The sequence below is a fragment of the uncultured Brachyspira sp. genome (assembly GCF_934747485.1).
GTDB lineage: Bacteria > Spirochaetota > Brachyspiria > Brachyspirales > Brachyspiraceae > Brachyspira.
On record NZ_CAKVGN010000008.1, the window covers coordinates 1 to 16,267 of the forward strand.

Genomic DNA, 16,267 nt, shown 5'->3' on the forward strand with positions numbered 1-16,267 from the left:
TAATCTTGATTTAAAAGATAATAAAGGCAGAACAGCTTTATACTGGGCTGCTTACAAAGATAATACAGAAGCAGTAAAAATGCTTATCAATGCAGGTGCTAATCTTGATTTAAAAGATAATAAAGGCAGAACAGCTTTATACTGGGCTGCTTACAAAGATAATACAGAAGCAGTAAGAATGCTTATCAATGCAGGTGCTAATCTTGATTTAAAAGATAATGAAGGATTTACGGCTTTATTATGGGCTGCTTACAAAGATAATACAGAAGCAGTAAAAATGCTTATCATTGCAGGTGCTAATCTTGATTTAAAAGATAATAAAGGATTTACGGCTTTATTATTGGCTGTTTTAGGAGATAATACAGAAGCAGTTAGAATGCTTATTAATGCGGGGGCTAATGTTAATGCTATAGCAAAAATAAATAATGTTGATTATACAGTATTAGATTTAGCTAAAGAAATAGGAAATAAGACTATTATAAATATGCTTGTTTCTGCAGGTGCTAAATAATTCTTTATTAGTAAAAAAATTAAAAGGCAGGAGTTTATCAAAAGCTCTTGCCTTTTAGTTTATATTTTTATTTTATTCTTTTATGTTTAAAACTATCTCTATGGCTTACATAATCATCAACTATTTGATAATTTCCAAAAAGTTTGTATTTGTATATAGTTAAACCTTCTAAGCCAACAGGACCTCTTGCATGAGTTTTGTTTGTTGATATCCCAACTTCTGCTCCAAAACCATATCTAAACCCGTCAGAAAATCTTGTTGAAGTGTTGCAGTATACATTAGCAGAATCAACATAAGTCATAAACTTTTCTATATTATCTTTGTTTTCTGATATTATAGAATCTGTATGATGAGAACCGTATCTGTTTATATGATTATATGCCTCTTCTGTATTTTCTACTATTTTTAATGATACCTCTTTATCTCCATATTCAAAATGCCACTCTTTTACTTCAGCAATATCTGATTGATTAAGTATTTTTCTTACTTCCTTACAGCCGTTCATTTTTATATTATTTTCTTTAAATAAATTATAAAGCTTTGGCAAATATTCATTAGCTATGTTTTTATTTATAAGTATAGTTTCAACAGCATTGCATGCACTTGGATATTGAACCTTTGAATCTAAACATATTTTTAATGCTTTTTCTTGATTAGCTGATTCATCTATATATAAATGACATATACCGTCAGCATGCCCAAGTACAGGTATGTTAGTGTTTGATTTTATATATTGTACTAAACTGTTTCCGCCTCTTGGTATTATAAGATCAACATATTTATCCATTGATAATAATTCTTTTATATCCTCTCTTGTAAATACCAAATTAACTGAGTTCTTTGGAAACTCTTCAATACTCTCTAATGTTTCGTTAATGATGTTAAATATCGCTTTGTTTGTATTCTCTCCCTCAGCACCGCCTTTAAGTATAACAACGTTTGAAGATTTTATACATAAAGAAGATATTTGAGATATAACATCAGGACGAGCTTCAAATATTACAGCAATTAAACCAATAGGACAAGATATTTTTTTTAATAATAAATTATCATCAAGCTCCGTTTCTAATAATACTTTATTAATAGGGTCTTCCAATTTCACAACATCTTTGATACCAGAAATAATATCTATCATTTTGTTTTCGTCTAATTTCAAACGATTAAACATAGAAAGAGAAATTTTATTTTCATCGAGAAGTTTTTTGGCATATTCCAAATCTTTTTTATTCGCTTCAAATATAATGTTTTTATTTTGTTCTAATTTTTCAGCTATTTCTAATAATGCTTTATTTTTTATATCTGTGCTTAATGATTGTAATTTATATGTAGAATCTTTTGCATTTTTTACCAAGTCTATTAATTGCATTATATGTATTCTCCGAAAAAAGTTCGCTTAAATATTATTATAATAGCTAATAATTAAATTGTCAAAAAAGTTTATTATTCTTTTTTTATTATTTCTTTTTAATTAAAGTAACTAATATGTCCTCGTTTTCTATATGCTCAAAACTTCCTTCATATCCATATTTAATGCATCCGCGAATCACACTTTCACAGCTTGAATGCCCGCTAACTAAAACCTCTATAACTGTGTTTAATTCTGTGTTGTTTATAGCTGCACATTTAGCCTGAAAAGAAGCCTGCGAACAAGACATTCCTCTTGTATCTATTTTTATAGTCTCTTGCATAAAAATCCTTTAACATTTTTTGATATTTTTTATTTAAGATTAACAATATCATTTATAAGGATATCAAATTATTATAATCAACTTATTAATCAAAATTAAGTTATTATAACCTCTACCGCCACTTTATATTACTATAATATACATTCTAATAATATAACGTAACGGTAGAGTTCATTATATAATCCCTATTATATGGTATATTTCTTATTATATAATGACAACAACCTGCTGCACAGTAAGAAACATATCACTGATTTTCTTTCATAGTAAATCCTATAATAATACAAAATACTAAACCTAAAATAACAGCAAACATACCATATATTGTAGGACCAGCAGTAGAACTTGCCAAATTAAAATTATGAGCAAATCCAGCACCAACAAGCATTCCTATAACAAATACAAAACTGTCCATATTTCCTTCGGCAGATTGTATAAACTGTCTTCCCGGACAACCAGCACCCAAAGTAAATGCTAAACCAGTAAGAATCATTGATACAGTATTCCATAATATGTTAGTATGAGCTATAGGCTGATTTTCCATAGAAACATTAAATCTATTTGTTATAATATTTACTATTAAAGCAGCAACAATAAAAGCTATAACACCTTTAGTCATATGGAAATCTTTCATAAATATTCCATCTCTCACACCGCCTACAGTACAAAATCTAGATTTTTGAGCTATAAAACCTATTATAATAGAAACTACTAAAGCTATAATTAAAGGAGCTTTCATACTTCCTGGACCTGATTCAGAGAAAAATATTGCTCCGCCTTCAGAGAATTTTGTTTGTTTTAATAATAATATTAATAGTATTATTGATATTACTAGCGGTATAAAACCTACTAATTTATTATTATATGCTTTTGGCTGACCCAAAGAGAAATTTTGTTTCCAGAAGAAAACTCCAATACCTCCGCCTATAATAATACCTATTAAGCCAAATATAGCATTAATATCTCCACCAGCTATTCTCAACAATGTTCTCCAAGGACAGCCCAAGAAAACTAAAGCCCCAATCATAGCAAAGAAACCTAAAATAAATCTTATAATAGGTGAACTTCCGCCTTTAGGAGAAAACTCTTTAGAGATTAAAGCAGATACTGTAGCACCAATAACAAGCCCTATAAGTTCAGGTCTTATATACTGCACAGCAGCCGCCCTATGCAACCCTAAAGCCCCAGCTAAATCCCTAGTGAAACATGCAACACATATTCCCATGTTGGCAGGGTTTCCCATTACAGAAAGCCAAGCCGCTAAAGCTCCAATAATGGCACCAGATACTATAATGCCGATGGAGCTTGTGAAAATGTTTTTTTTCATTTTCAACTCCTTTAATAATATTTTTTCATACTATTTTTGTTTTAATATAAATAGTATTTTTATGCAATTAATTATAAAAAATTTTTATATGTTTTTCAATAGTTATGTTTATTAAAAAATATGTATGAAATGTATAAAAATATACAAAAATACAATAGTGTATATTAACTATTATAAGTGAATAGTACCAAACATTATATTGACTTTTTTTTCTAGAAAAGTACAATAATTGTAAGTTTTATTTATGGAAAATTATTTTTATTATGATGAGAGAAGTAATAAAATCTAAAATAAATAGATTGACTGTAACTAGAACTGATCTTAATTTCAAAGATTCAATTACCATAGATGAAACTTTAATGGATAAATCAGATATACTTGAGGGGGATATAGTATCTATAATTAACCTTAGCAATAATAATAGATTTGAAGCTGAGGTTATAAAGGGAATAGCAAATACTGGTATAATAAGCATAAATGGCAAGTATGTACGTTTAGCTAAAAAAGATGATGTAATAGTTATACTGTCATACGGCAATATACCGGAAGAGCATATAAAGAAACATATTACAAATATTATCCAAGTAAATATGCATAATATGGTTATAGACTAAGATAAAGTTTATGGCTTTTAATATAGATATTTAATTTTTGTTTATGGAGAAAATATATGAAAATTATTTATAAAGCAGGTATTGATATTGGTTCAACTACCGCAAAGATGGTTGTATATGATAATAAAAACAATATGATATTTAAAACTTATACTAGACACAATGCTGATGTTAAAGAAACATTACTCTCTATATTAAGAGATTTGGAAATTAACCATGGAGATATAGAATTATTAGTATCTATGACAGGCACTGCTGGTATGGGTATTAGTGAAAAGACAGGCATTAGCTTTGTACAAGAGGTAATTGCTTCTTCAACAGCTATTAGGAAGATTTATCCTTATGGAAGAACATTGATTGACATAGGCGGAGAGGATGCAAAAATAATAGTGTTTGATGATAATTTTAAAGCAGATATAAGAATGAATGGTAACTGTGCAGGCGGAACCGGTGCCTTTATAGACCAAATGGCAACACTTCTTAATGTTCATCCATCAGAACTTTCAACACTTGCAGAAGAATCAACATCTATCTACCCAATGGCAAGCAGATGCGGTGTATTTGCTAAAACAGATGTACAAACTCTCATTAGCCGCGACATACCAAAAACTGATATTGCTAAAAGTATTTTCCAAGCAGTTGCTGTTCAAACAATTAATACGCTTGCTAAAGGTTTTGAGATTAAGCCTAAAATATTATTTACAGGCGGACCTTTAACATTCCTTCCAGAATTAAGAAGAACATTTTTAACTCTTTTGAATGCTACAGAAGATGATATGTATACAGTTGATCACCCTGAATTAACTGCTGCAATAGGAGCTGCTTTTGGTGAAGATGAAGAGCAAACAGCTATAAAAGTTTCTGATTTTATAAAGTTGGTAGAAAACATTTCTTCTGATGTAAAAATAACTAATTCTAAACATAGAGAAGCATTATTCAGCGGTCAGGAAGAATATGAAAAATGGGTAGATGAACATAGCAAAGATAAAGTAAAATCTGCTGATGCATCAACTGTTAATGGCAAAAACACATTCTTAGGTATAGACTCTGGTTCTACTACTACAAAAATAGTTATTATTGATGATAAAGGACAAGTAGTATTAAGACACTATAGAAACAATAATGGAAATCCAGTAGGTGCTGTTACAGAAGGACTTACAGAGATAAAAAAAGAATTAGATGAAAAAAATATAAAAATAAATATAGCAAGAACTGCTGTTACAGGATATGGAGAAGATTTAATAAAAGCTGCTTTCAATATGGACGAAGGCATTGTTGAAACTATGGCTCATTATAGAGGAGCTAAGGCTTTTGATAAAGATGTAAGCTTCATTCTTGATATAGGCGGACAGGATATGAAGGCTATATTTATTAAAGACGGCATTATAGAAAACATTGAAATAAATGAGGCTTGTTCATCAGGCTGCGGTTCATTTATAGAAACATTTGCACGCGGCATGGGATATAAAGTAGCGACCTTTGCTAATATTGCTTGCGAATCTGCAAGTCCTTGTGATTTAGGAAGCCGCTGTACAGTGTTTATGAATAGTAAAGTAAAACAATCTTTAAGAGAAGGCTCTTCTGTTGCTGATATTTCTGCAGGTCTTGCTAAGAGTGTTACATTAAACTGTTTTACTAAAGTATTAAAAATTACAGACACTTCTATTTTGGGTGAGCATATAGTTGTTCAAGGCGGTACTTTTAAGAATGCAGCTGTACTTCGTTCTGTAGAAAAATTCCTAAACAAAAAAGTTATTCGCCCTGATATATCAGAGCTTATGGGAGCTTATGGCTGTGCTTTGCTTGCTTTGGATACCTACAATAAAGAAAAAGAAGATACAACATTTATTGGTTTAGATAATTTACAAGAAGCTAATGATTATGAAAGAAAACAGCTTACTTGTAAAGGCTGTGAAAACCTTTGTACTGTTACAAGATTAAAATTCAAAGACGGTAAATCATTCTATACAGGCAATAAATGTGAAAGAATATTTACTAACAAAGGCTCAAAAGAAAGAAATTATGGTATGGATATTACTCAGAAAAAACTTTCTTTACTCTTTGACAGACCTTTAGCACCTGCTACAGATGATATAAAAGGCGTTATAGGAATACCTAGAGTACTTAATATGTATCAAAACTTCCCATTCTGGGCTACTATACTTGTAGAATGCGGATATAGAGTACAATTATCATCTCCTTCAAGCATGGCTATAGCTGAGAAAGGCTCTGGTACTGTTATGAGCGATAATATATGTTTCCCTGCTAAAATAGCTAATGGACATATATATGATTTAATAGAATCTAATGTGGACAGAATATTCTATCCTTCTGTTGTTTTAGAGAAAAAAGAAAATGATGGCAGCGACAATAGTTATAACTGCCCTGTTGTAACTGGTTATCCTGATGTAATAGACAGTTCTATAAGCCCATTAACTAAATATGGTATAGCTTTTGATGCTCCGACAATTTCATTCCTAAATGAAGATTTACTCTATAAAGGATGTAAAGCTTATTTTGTAAAAACACTTGGTATAGATAAAAAAGATTTTGACAGAGCATTCAAATTAGCTTTAAAAGAACAAGAGAGAGTAAAAGCAGAATTAAAAGAAGAAGGCAAAAAGATAATAGAGCATGCTAAAGAAACACAAACACCTGTTATACTTATAGTAAGCAGACCTTATCATATAGACCCGCTAATCAATCATAAAATACCTGAAACTATTGCTTCATTTGGTATTAATGTACTTACAGAAGATGGTCTTGATATTGATGAATCTCTTGCTGATGTTCAAGTATTAACTCAATGGTCTTATCCTAACAAGATGTTTAAAGCTGTTTTATGGGCAGCTAAACAAAAAGATATAAAACTTGAAGTAGTTCAAATTAATAGTTTCGGCTGCGGACCTGATGCTACTACTTCTGATGAAATAAAATCAATACTTAATGCTTATGGCAAAAACCCTACTTTGGTAAAAGTTGATGAGATTTCAAGCCCCGGAAGTATAAGACTCAGAATACGTTCTATGATAGAAAGTATGAAAATGAAAGGTAATTTTTTTCCAAAAGAAAAACCGCAAAGAACTATTATTAAAAGATATGAGAAAAACGATAAGCGTGCAATACTTGTACCTAAATTCGGACATTTCTATGACCCTATGATTTTAACTCTGCTTCAAAGAAGCGGATATGATACAATAGCTCTTCCAGAGCCTGATATAGACTCTGTAGAAACAGGTTTGAGATATGCTAACCAAGATATATGTTACCCTGCTACAATAATAGTTGGAGATATTGTCAAAGCTGTACAAAGCGGTAAGTATGACCCTGACAAAATAGCTGCCGGCATCACTCAAACAGGCGGACAGTGCAGGGCTAGTAATTATGCTTCGCTTATTAAGAGAGGGTTAATTAATGCTGGTTATCCTAATGTGCCTGTTATTACTGTGGGTTTAACTGTTATTAATGATCAGCCGGGATTTAAACTCTCTAAGGTTGATATGATGAAAGAGGGTATTGTTGCTATGCCTTATGCTGATGCTATATCTGCAATGTATTATTATACGGCTGTACGTGAGGTTAATAGAGGAGAATCTTTGGCTCTTGCTAATAAATATATAGCTTTACACCCAAGAGATTTTAGCCTCAATGATACTGATAAATTATTAAAACAGGCTGTTAAAGAGTTTAATGCCATTGAAACTAAAGACTTAATATTGCCTAAAGCAGGACTTGTTGGTGAGATATATGTAAAATACAACAACTTTGCTAATGGTGATGTTTGTGATTGGCTAATGGCTAAAGGTATAGAAGTTATAGTTCCTCCTGTATTTGACTTCTTTGTACAAAAGATTATAAGTGCTCAGGTTAATAAAGAGACTAATGCAAGAGAGGTTTCATCTTTAAAATATTATGGCTCTAAATTATCTGAAAAAGTTATAGACATGAGAATAGATTCTATCAATCAAATAATGTCTAAGTTTAAAGGATTTAGACCTGTGCACCATATAAGACAGATTGCTGAAAATGCTGCTAAAGTTACTGCTATGACAAATCAATTCGGTGAAGCTTGGCTATTACCTGGTGAGATAGCTACTTTTGCTGAAGAGAATATTAATAATGTTCTTTGTTTACAGCCTTTCGGTTGTATTGCTAACCATATTATAGCCCGCGGTATTGAAACTAGACTTAAAACTATATATCCTAATCTCAATCTTCTTTATTTGGATATGGATGCTGGTGCTAGTGAAGTTAATACTGTAAACAGATTAGAGTTCTTTGCTCGTTCTGCTAAAGATAGTATGAACTCTATTATGGTTGATGATGATATAAAAGAAGCTGTCGGAGCATATCATAAATAATAATTTAGTAAAATAATAACAATATATTAAGGTTTGCAAATTTTTATTTGTAAACCTTTTTTATTATACAATCTAAAAATGTAAAATTTTATCTAAATTTGTTAAAAAATAGCAAAAAAATGTAAATTTTTTACTATTTTTTGTAAAATAAATTGACATTACTCGAAAATTATACTATAATATAATTATAAGTTAATTTAACATAATAGAAATAAAAAGGAGTATTTATGAAGAAATTATTTTGCTTATTATTTGCTTTTTCTATAATAGGAAGTTCTTCTCTTTTTGCAGATTGGATTATATCTCTCAATCAAGTTCCTGCAGCAGTTAAGAATGCTGTTAGAAGACGTTTTCCAAGAGCAAGAATTTGGAAAGTGGAGATGGACGATGGTTTGTATCATGTAGAGCTTAGTAATGGTATAGAGTTAGAAATAACTAGAAGAGGAAGAATAGTTGATATAGATTATTGATTTTCTAATAAGGCTTGCAAAATAATATCTTTTTGCAAGCCTTATTTAATATTATATTCTTTAAGCTAAACTGTATAACATATCGCCATAAGTTGGAAGTTTCCAATGTTTTTTAGAAACTGTTCTCTCAAGCTCATCTATTATAGGACGCATTTCCTCTATACAAGCAAATACCTTATCTCTAAAAAATACACTTGATTTTGATATATTATTTATCTTTTTTGCTTCAGATAAATAATTTTCTAATATTTTCAATTTATCATAAAGATTATTAGTTAAATTAGTTATTTTATCTAATAGAGCTTTTTCTACATCGTATTTTATTTTTACATTTTTCTTTTTATCGCATATATTAGCAAGCTCTTCGATATAATCTAAAGAAAATGGAATAATATATTTATTAATCATATCTATTAAAGTAAGTGCTTCAATATTAATTACTTTAGTGTATTCTTCTAAGCTTATTTCATATCTTGAAAGAACTTCTGCCTTTGTTAAAACATTATGTTTTGTAAACAAGTCTATATTTTTTTGTGATATAAATGTTTCAAGTGCTTCAGGGGTTGTTTTTAAATTGCATAAACCTCTTTTATGAGCTTCTTTTACCCATTCATCAGAATAATTATTTCCATTATAAATTATTCTTTTATGTTTTTTGATGTTTTCTTTTAATAGCTCTTCTAAATCTTTATCAAAATCTGAAGACTTTTCTAATATATCAGCAAATTGAGATAATGCTTCGGCTACTATTGTGTTTAATACAATATTAGGTCCAGATACAGACAAGCTAGAGCCTACCATTCTAAACTCAAATTTATTTCCTGTAAAAGCAAGAGGAGAAGTTCTGTTTCTATCTGTTGAATCTTTTGTAAATCTTGCAAGAGCGGCTACTCCCATCTCCATTTCAACAGCTTCTCTTTTTTTGTATTTTTTTGAGTTTTCCATAGACTCTATTATTTCAGTAAGTTCGTCTCCAAGAAATATTGATATTATGGCAGGAGGTGCTTCAGATGCTCCCAAGCGATGATCATTACTTGCACTTGCTGTTGTAGCTCTAAGCAAATCCTGATATTCATCAACTGCCTTCATCACAGCAACTATAAATAATAAAAACTGCTTATTTTCTGAAGGTGTTTTACCAGGTTCAAATAAGTTAAGACCTGTATCTGTAGCTATAGACCAGTTATTATGTTTTCCGCTTCCATTAACACCAGAGAAAGGTTTTTCATGCAAAATACAAGCTAAATTATGTTTTTCTGCTATTACCTTCATAAGCTCCATTGTAATTTGGTTTTGGTCTGTTGCCATATTGGTTATAGTAAACTCTGGAGCAAGTTCATATTGGCCGGGTGCTACTTCATTATGCTCTGTTTTTGCAATAATACCAAGCTTCCAAAGTTCATTATCCAACTCTTTCATAAACTCTAAAACTCTCGGTTTTATAGCACCAAAATAATGGTCTTCTAATTCCTGTCCCTTTGGCGGACAAGCTCCGAATAATGTTCTCTTACAATATCTTAAATCTGGTCTTTGTAAATATAAGTCTCTATCTATTAAAAAATATTCTTGTTCAGCACCAACTGTTGTATATACTCTATTGATATCATTATGACCAAATAATTTTAATATTCTCTTTGCTTCTCTTTCTATAACTTGCATAGAGCGAAGTAATGGGGTCTTTTTATCTAAAGATTCTCCGCTGTAAGAACAAAAAGCACTTGGTATGCATAGCGTATTATCTTTAATAAAAGCATAAGAAGTAGGGTCCCAAGCGGTATATCCTCTTGCCTCAAAAGTACTTCTCAATCCTCCAGAAGGAAAACTCGAAGCATCAGGTTCTCCTTGAACAAGTTCTTTACCTGTGAACTCCATACGAACTTTGCCGTCTTTAGTTTGTGTTATAAAACAAGTATGTTTCTCTGCAGTTACACCTGTCATAGGCTGAAACCAGTGAGTGAAATGTGTTGCCCCTTTTTCTATTGCCCATTCTTTCATTGCATGAGCTACTACATTTGCTAACTCTAAATCTAATCTCTCACCATTCTTTATTGTTTTTATTAACTTTTTGTAAATATCTTTAGGAAGTTTTTCTTGCATTACGTTGTCATTAAACACATAACTTTCAAATATATCAGGTAATTTATCCATATTCTTCCCCCAAAAAAAAATTATATATTTATTTAAATAAAATATTATAACACTATTATAAATTATTTCAATATTACTATATACGATTATGTGCACAGGAGCCAAACATATTGCAGTTAGGAATTCCTTAATTTATAAAAGTAAACAAAAGGTGTATCATAATTTAAAGCAGAATGTATTCGTTTATAATTGAAAAAATGATTATATTTTTGTATGTTTTTATTTGCTTTCTGTAAAGTTAATTCTTTAGTACAAAAGTCATAAAATTCTTTTTAGTCTAGCCTATGTGTACTTTCTACTACACCATTATACCAAGGAGAAGCGGCTGTATTATAAACTCTCTTAATATAGTTTTTCTTGCAAAATATACCTAATGGGTGTTCTGTTTCAAATGAATGTTTGCGATAAGTAAATTCTGTACCATTGTTCGACTGTAAACAATGAACTCTAAAAGGAAAATAATCTAACATTCGATTAATAAAATTTATTATATTATCGGTGGTTTTTTCATCGTGTAAATATCTGAAAGTCATTCTCGTATCTAAATTTATAGCAGTAATTTGAAAATAATGTATTTTATTAAAGAAAGCATATTGATGAAGTCCGCAGAGCATAGTATCTATTCATACTTTTTTGCTTCTTTAAAAAAGTTGTGAACGGTTTTCCTTATAATTTTCTTATCTCAACTATTCTTTTGATAATCTTTTTATCTTTCAATTTATTTTTATTAGTTTTCGGTGTAGTAGATTTAGGGTTTATAATAGAACAAGTTTCTAATTGTCTTTTCCAATAATAATATGTTCTAATACTAATATCATATTTTAAAGCTAATATTTCTTTATTTTTAACTTTATTTATTTTTAGAACTATATTTTTTCTTTGATTTGAAGTATATTCTTTCATAGGTATTCCTTTAAATTTGAGCTATTTATATTATAAGGAATACCTACTTTTTTAAAACTAAAAAACGTGCAATATCTGTGACTCCTAAACATAATATTTAATATACAATTATTGACTTATTTTTCATATTGTTATATAGTATTTTCTAAGTAAACATAAGTTTTAATTATGTAAATTAAACATAATATTAAGATATGAATAAATATTTTATATACACTTAGCTAATTTATTAATAATATCTATTGGAAGAAGATTAATAAATATGGAATTTTTAAACTGAACTTGTATAAATAAGAGTGGAATCTTTAGATTAGCTATTGATTGGTATTATATATATTTGGGTATATAGTCTATAAAATAGTATTAATTAGTTTTTGTATAATGTTTTGTATTTTTTCGGTTTTTTATTAAAAAAATATTTAACGGTATTTACAAAAAGAAAAAAAGAGTTATCATATTATAGTTTACATAATAAATTTGAAGCTTGCTATGATTATAAGAGAAGTACATATAACAGATGCTAAAAATGTTGTTGATTTTATAAAAAAAGTATCAGATGAGAGTGATTTTTTAATATGTGCATCTGATGAGAGGGAGCTTAGTGTAGAGAAAGAGAGAGAGTTTATACAGACAATAGAGAAATCAGTATTAGAGAGGATGTTTTTGTGTGAGATTGATGAAAAAATAGTTGGAATATGCAGCATCAGAGGAATTAATAAAAAGAGGGTAAAGCATAGAGTTAGTTTAGGAATAAGTGTTTTAAAAGAGTATTGGGGGCGTGGAATAGCTTCAAAACTCATTGAGTACACAATAAATTATTGTAAGTCTAATAATTTAAAAAAGATAGAGTTAGACGTGAGAGCTGATAATGACAGAGCTATAGCTTTATATAAAAAATTTGGTTTTGAAAGAGAAGGGGAAATAAGAAATTTTTTTTATTTGAATGGGGTTTATTATAACTGCTATTTATTTGGTCTTTTGCTTTAAGTGATATTTTTTTTATTTAGTTTTGGCTAAAAAATAGTTAACATAATACTTGACTTTTTATAGTAATATGTTACCTTATATATCAACGGTATAATTTTGATTTTATTTAATAAAAAAATTTGGAGTATAATAAAAAAATGAGAAAGTTCTTTGCTGTGATTATTGTATTATGTTTATTTGCTCCTGTTACTGTTTATGCTCAAACGCAAATACCTATACCTACAATAGATTTGAATGTTACACAAGCTCAAACACCTCAGCAAGTGAGTTTAGGGCTGCAAATACTGTTCTTGCTTACTATACTTTCACTTTCTCCGTCTATTATAATAATGACTACAAGTTTTGTGAGAGTTTCTATAGTTTTAAGTTTTGTTCAAAGGGCATTGTCTTTACAAGAAACACCTCCAAGGGCATTAATAATGGGGCTTTCTTTGTTTTTAACATTTTTTATAATGATGCCAACATTAACTCAGATAAATAACGAAGCACTTCAGCCATATTTAAACGGAACTATAGGGGTTAATGATTTATACAGCAGAGGAATACAGCCTATAAGAATGTTTATGTTTAACTCTTTAAGAGGTGAAAACGGTATGAAGAGTTTGGACTTATTTTTAAGTATTAGTGATAGCAATGTTAGATTAAGAGATATTCAGTCTGTGGAAGATTTAGCAAAGATTCCAACTATAGTTGTAGTGCCTGCATTTATTATTAATGAGCTTACTATAGCGTTTAAGATGGGTATATATTTATTTATACCTTTTATAGTTATAGATTTGGTTGTAGCTTCAATACTTATGGCTATGGGTATGATAATGCTTCCTCCAATTATGATATCATTGCCTTTAAAAATAATATTGTTTGTGGCTGTTGATGGTTGGAAGCTTTTAATATTGCAGCTTGTACAAAGTTTTAATTAGAAAATTAATAAGAGGGTGAGTTATGAATGATACTTCTATTATTGTTTTAGTACAGCAAACTTTATGGACTTTTATGATTCTTTCTGCTCCTGTTTTAGGAGTTTCTATAATAGTTGGTCTTATTATATCTATTATACAGGCTACTACAAGTATTCAAGAGCAAACTTTAACTTTTGTGCCAAAGATGATAGCTATGCTTGCAGTTATATATTTTTTATCTTCTTGGATGATAAATTATATAAGCGGTTTTACGGTTAGGCTTTTTAATATATTGCCTGCTATAGCAAGATAATAATAAATACGGAATATTTAGAAGATGGATAATTTTGTTAATTTCTTTCAGATTTACCTTCTCATAATGGTAAGATTTTTGGCTATACTCATAGTAGCCCCTATGTTCTCTTCTAATGTTATTCCTAATACTATAAAAGCAGGATTAGCATTTATTGCAACAGCTACAATTTTTCCATTAGTAGCAAATACATCGGTTCAAGCAGCTCCTACTTTTTTAGAGTATTTTTTAAGTTTGTTGAATGAGGCATTGATAGGCTTGTTAATTGGCTTTTTAATGTCTATGATATTTTTAGCTTTTCAGGTTACAACTAATTTCTTTGAGATACAAATGGGTTTTGGTATATCTGAGGCAGTTGACCCTATAAGCCAAATTACTGTTCCTGTGTTAGGTCAGCTTCAGGCTTTAGTTGTAATACTTATATTTATAGCCATAGATGGTCAGAATTGGGTAATAAGAACTTTGTATAATAGTTTTAAAGCTATGCCGGTGTTGAGCGATGCTTCAAAGGCAGTGTTTTTAGGTTCTTTTCAAGGTGTGATAGACAGAATGATTTATTATATGAGTTCTATGTTTTCTATTGCTTTATCACTTGCTTTGCCTATAATGCTTACTTTGTTCTTACTTTCATTGAGTTTAGGATTGTTAGCAAAGGCTGCTCCTCAAATGAATGTATTAATGCTTGGTTTCCCTATGCAAATAGCGGTTGGAATTGTAGCGTACTATATACTTATTCCTGTGCTAATTACTAATTTTATGAAGATAATGCAAAACACAATTGCAGATATTAATAATTTATTTGTTTTTTTGTCAGGAGGCACGGTATGATAATGTTTGCTTCTTTGATGAAACATTTACAAGTAAAAGATTTATTTATTTCTATAAGAGCTAAACTTTATAGAAAATATTTGCGTTTAACAGGCAGAGGTTTTGCACTAACTTTATTTGCATCCGCTGAAGATGAAGGAAGAACAGAACTTCCTACAGAGAGAAAAAAGAGAAGAGCAAGAGAAGAAGAGGGACGTGTTGTAAACTCTGTAGAAATTAATCAAACTTTAGTATTGGGTGTTACTACTGTTTTAATAGCTTTGCTTATAGGTTATCTTACTCATACATTATCACAATTTTTTATTGATGTTTTAAATAGAATTGCAAATGCTGATGCAACAATGACTATGGACGGGCTGCCTGATATATTTATAGAAATAGTTTTATTGATAGCAAAAACAGCTGGTATAGTTTTGCTTACAGCATTGATTATTGGTGTTGGAGTAAATTTAGCACAAACACAGTTTTTGTTTACTACAAAAAAATTAAAACCAAATTTCAAAAGAATAGCACCAACTTGGTCAAATTTTAAAGAGAGAGTTTTTATATCTTCTCAAAACTTAATGAACTTAGCTAAAATACTTTTTAAAATGCTTGTTATTGCTATATTAACATTTACAACAATAAATGGCAGACGCAACGACTTATTTAACATGGTTCATATGGAATTAGCTCAGGCTATGAATGTATTTTTCTTTATAGTTTTAGAGATGATAGGAAAGGTAATGATATTTATGATAATAGTTGCCGTTGTGGACTATTATTTTCAAAGAAAGCAATATATTAACAGCTTAAAGATGACAAAGCATGAGATGAAAGAAGAGTTTAAGGAGATGGAGGGAGACCCTTTAGTAAAAAATCAGCTGCAGGAAATGGCAAGAAAGATTGTAAGCAGAACAATGCTAAAATCAGTACCAGAGGCAGATGTAATAATCACAAACCCGACACACTTTGCCGTTGCTTTAAAATATCAAAGCGGAGATTATGCTCCAATAGTAACTGCAAAAGGTGTTGATAATATTGCTTTAAAAATAAAAGAAATAGCAAAAGAACATGAAGTAGAAATAGTAGAAAATAAACCTTTAGCCCGTGAACTTTATTATAATGTGGATATAGGGCAGTATATACCAGAGAAGTTGTTTCATGTTGTATCAAGAATACTTGGCGAGGTATATAGAATACGTAATGAAAAAATGGCAAGGGCTATATAGGAGGAAA

General features: G+C 29.9%; 13 protein-coding genes and 1 pseudogene. 9 read left to right on the forward strand and 5 right to left on the reverse strand.

Annotated elements, in window-relative coordinates:
* Positions 1 to 511 (forward strand): ankyrin repeat domain-containing protein (locus tag Q0H31_RS02550; RefSeq protein ID WP_295295627.1); only part of this gene is annotated, 511 nt, incomplete at its 5' end.
* 67 nt (positions 512 to 578) lie between these two features.
* On the opposite strand, the gene Q0H31_RS02555 is transcribed toward Q0H31_RS02550, so the two are convergent.
* From Q0H31_RS02555 to yedE, 3 genes are all read right to left on the reverse strand, one after another.
* The gene (locus Q0H31_RS02555) at positions 579 to 1,877 is read right to left on the reverse strand and encodes a glutamate-5-semialdehyde dehydrogenase (RefSeq protein ID WP_295295628.1); all 1,299 of its coding nucleotides are present in this window, start codon (positions 1,875 to 1,877) and stop codon (positions 579 to 581) included.
* An 88-nt stretch (positions 1,878 to 1,965) separates the two neighbouring features.
* Positions 1,966 to 2,199, reverse strand: coding sequence for a SirA family protein (locus tag Q0H31_RS02560; protein WP_013243047.1), 234 nt, complete (start codon positions 2,197 to 2,199; stop codon positions 1,966 to 1,968).
* A gap of 247 nt (positions 2,200 to 2,446) precedes the next feature.
* Entirely contained in the window at positions 2,447 to 3,526 is a 1,080-nt protein-coding gene (gene yedE / locus Q0H31_RS02565; RefSeq protein ID WP_295295629.1) for a YedE family putative selenium transporter, read from the reverse strand.
* 263 nt (positions 3,527 to 3,789) lie between these two features.
* Here yedE and Q0H31_RS02570 point away from each other — a divergent pair, with 263 nt between their 5' ends.
* From Q0H31_RS02570 to Q0H31_RS02580, 3 genes are all read left to right on the forward strand, one after another.
* Complete coding sequence (locus tag Q0H31_RS02570; protein ID WP_147730863.1) at positions 3,790 to 4,140, forward strand: aspartate 1-decarboxylase; 351 nt, start codon at positions 3,790 to 3,792, stop codon at positions 4,138 to 4,140.
* A gap of 56 nt (positions 4,141 to 4,196) precedes the next feature.
* Positions 4,197 to 8,501, forward strand: a complete 4,305-nt coding sequence (locus Q0H31_RS02575) for an acyl-CoA dehydratase activase-related protein (RefSeq protein WP_295295630.1) — start codon at positions 4,197 to 4,199, stop codon at positions 8,499 to 8,501.
* Between the two features lie 227 nt (positions 8,502 to 8,728).
* A complete protein-coding gene (locus Q0H31_RS02580) occupies positions 8,729 to 8,971 on the forward strand; it encodes a PepSY-like domain-containing protein (RefSeq protein WP_295295631.1) in 243 nt (80 codons plus the stop codon).
* Positions 8,972 to 9,031: 60 nt separating this feature from the next.
* Here Q0H31_RS02580 and Q0H31_RS02585 read toward each other — a convergent pair whose 3' ends face one another.
* A complete protein-coding gene (locus Q0H31_RS02585; RefSeq protein WP_295295632.1) occupies positions 9,032 to 11,119 on the reverse strand; it encodes a glutamine synthetase III in 2,088 nt (695 codons plus the stop codon).
* Between the two features lie 116 nt (positions 11,120 to 11,235).
* Positions 11,236 to 12,022, reverse strand: a pseudogene (locus Q0H31_RS13200) (integrase core domain-containing protein).
* Between the two features lie 489 nt (positions 12,023 to 12,511).
* On the opposite strand from Q0H31_RS13200, the gene Q0H31_RS02600 reads away from it, so the two are divergent.
* The 5 genes from Q0H31_RS02600 to flhB all read left to right on the forward strand — a co-directional run bounded on the left by Q0H31_RS02600 (position 12,512) and on the right by flhB (position 16,260).
* Positions 12,512 to 13,009, forward strand: a complete 498-nt coding sequence (locus tag Q0H31_RS02600; protein ID WP_295295635.1) for a GNAT family protein — start codon at positions 12,512 to 12,514, stop codon at positions 13,007 to 13,009.
* A 137-nt stretch (positions 13,010 to 13,146) separates the two neighbouring features.
* Positions 13,147 to 13,929: a flagellar type III secretion system pore protein FliP gene (gene fliP, locus Q0H31_RS02605; protein ID WP_295295636.1), complete on the forward strand. Its 783-nt coding sequence runs from the start codon at positions 13,147 to 13,149 to the stop codon at positions 13,927 to 13,929.
* Positions 13,930 to 13,951: 22 nt separating this feature from the next.
* The gene (fliQ, locus tag Q0H31_RS02610) at positions 13,952 to 14,221 is read left to right on the forward strand and encodes a flagellar biosynthesis protein FliQ (RefSeq protein WP_295295637.1); all 270 of its coding nucleotides are present in this window, start codon (positions 13,952 to 13,954) and stop codon (positions 14,219 to 14,221) included.
* A gap of 24 nt (positions 14,222 to 14,245) precedes the next feature.
* Complete coding sequence (gene fliR, locus Q0H31_RS02615) at positions 14,246 to 15,049, forward strand: flagellar biosynthetic protein FliR (protein ID WP_295295638.1); 804 nt, start codon at positions 14,246 to 14,248, stop codon at positions 15,047 to 15,049.
* A complete protein-coding gene (gene flhB / locus Q0H31_RS02620; protein WP_295295639.1) occupies positions 15,046 to 16,260 on the forward strand; it encodes a flagellar biosynthesis protein FlhB in 1,215 nt (404 codons plus the stop codon). Before fliR ends, flhB begins: the two co-directional genes overlap by 4 nt.
* The last annotated feature ends 7 nt before the right edge of the window (positions 16,261 to 16,267 follow it).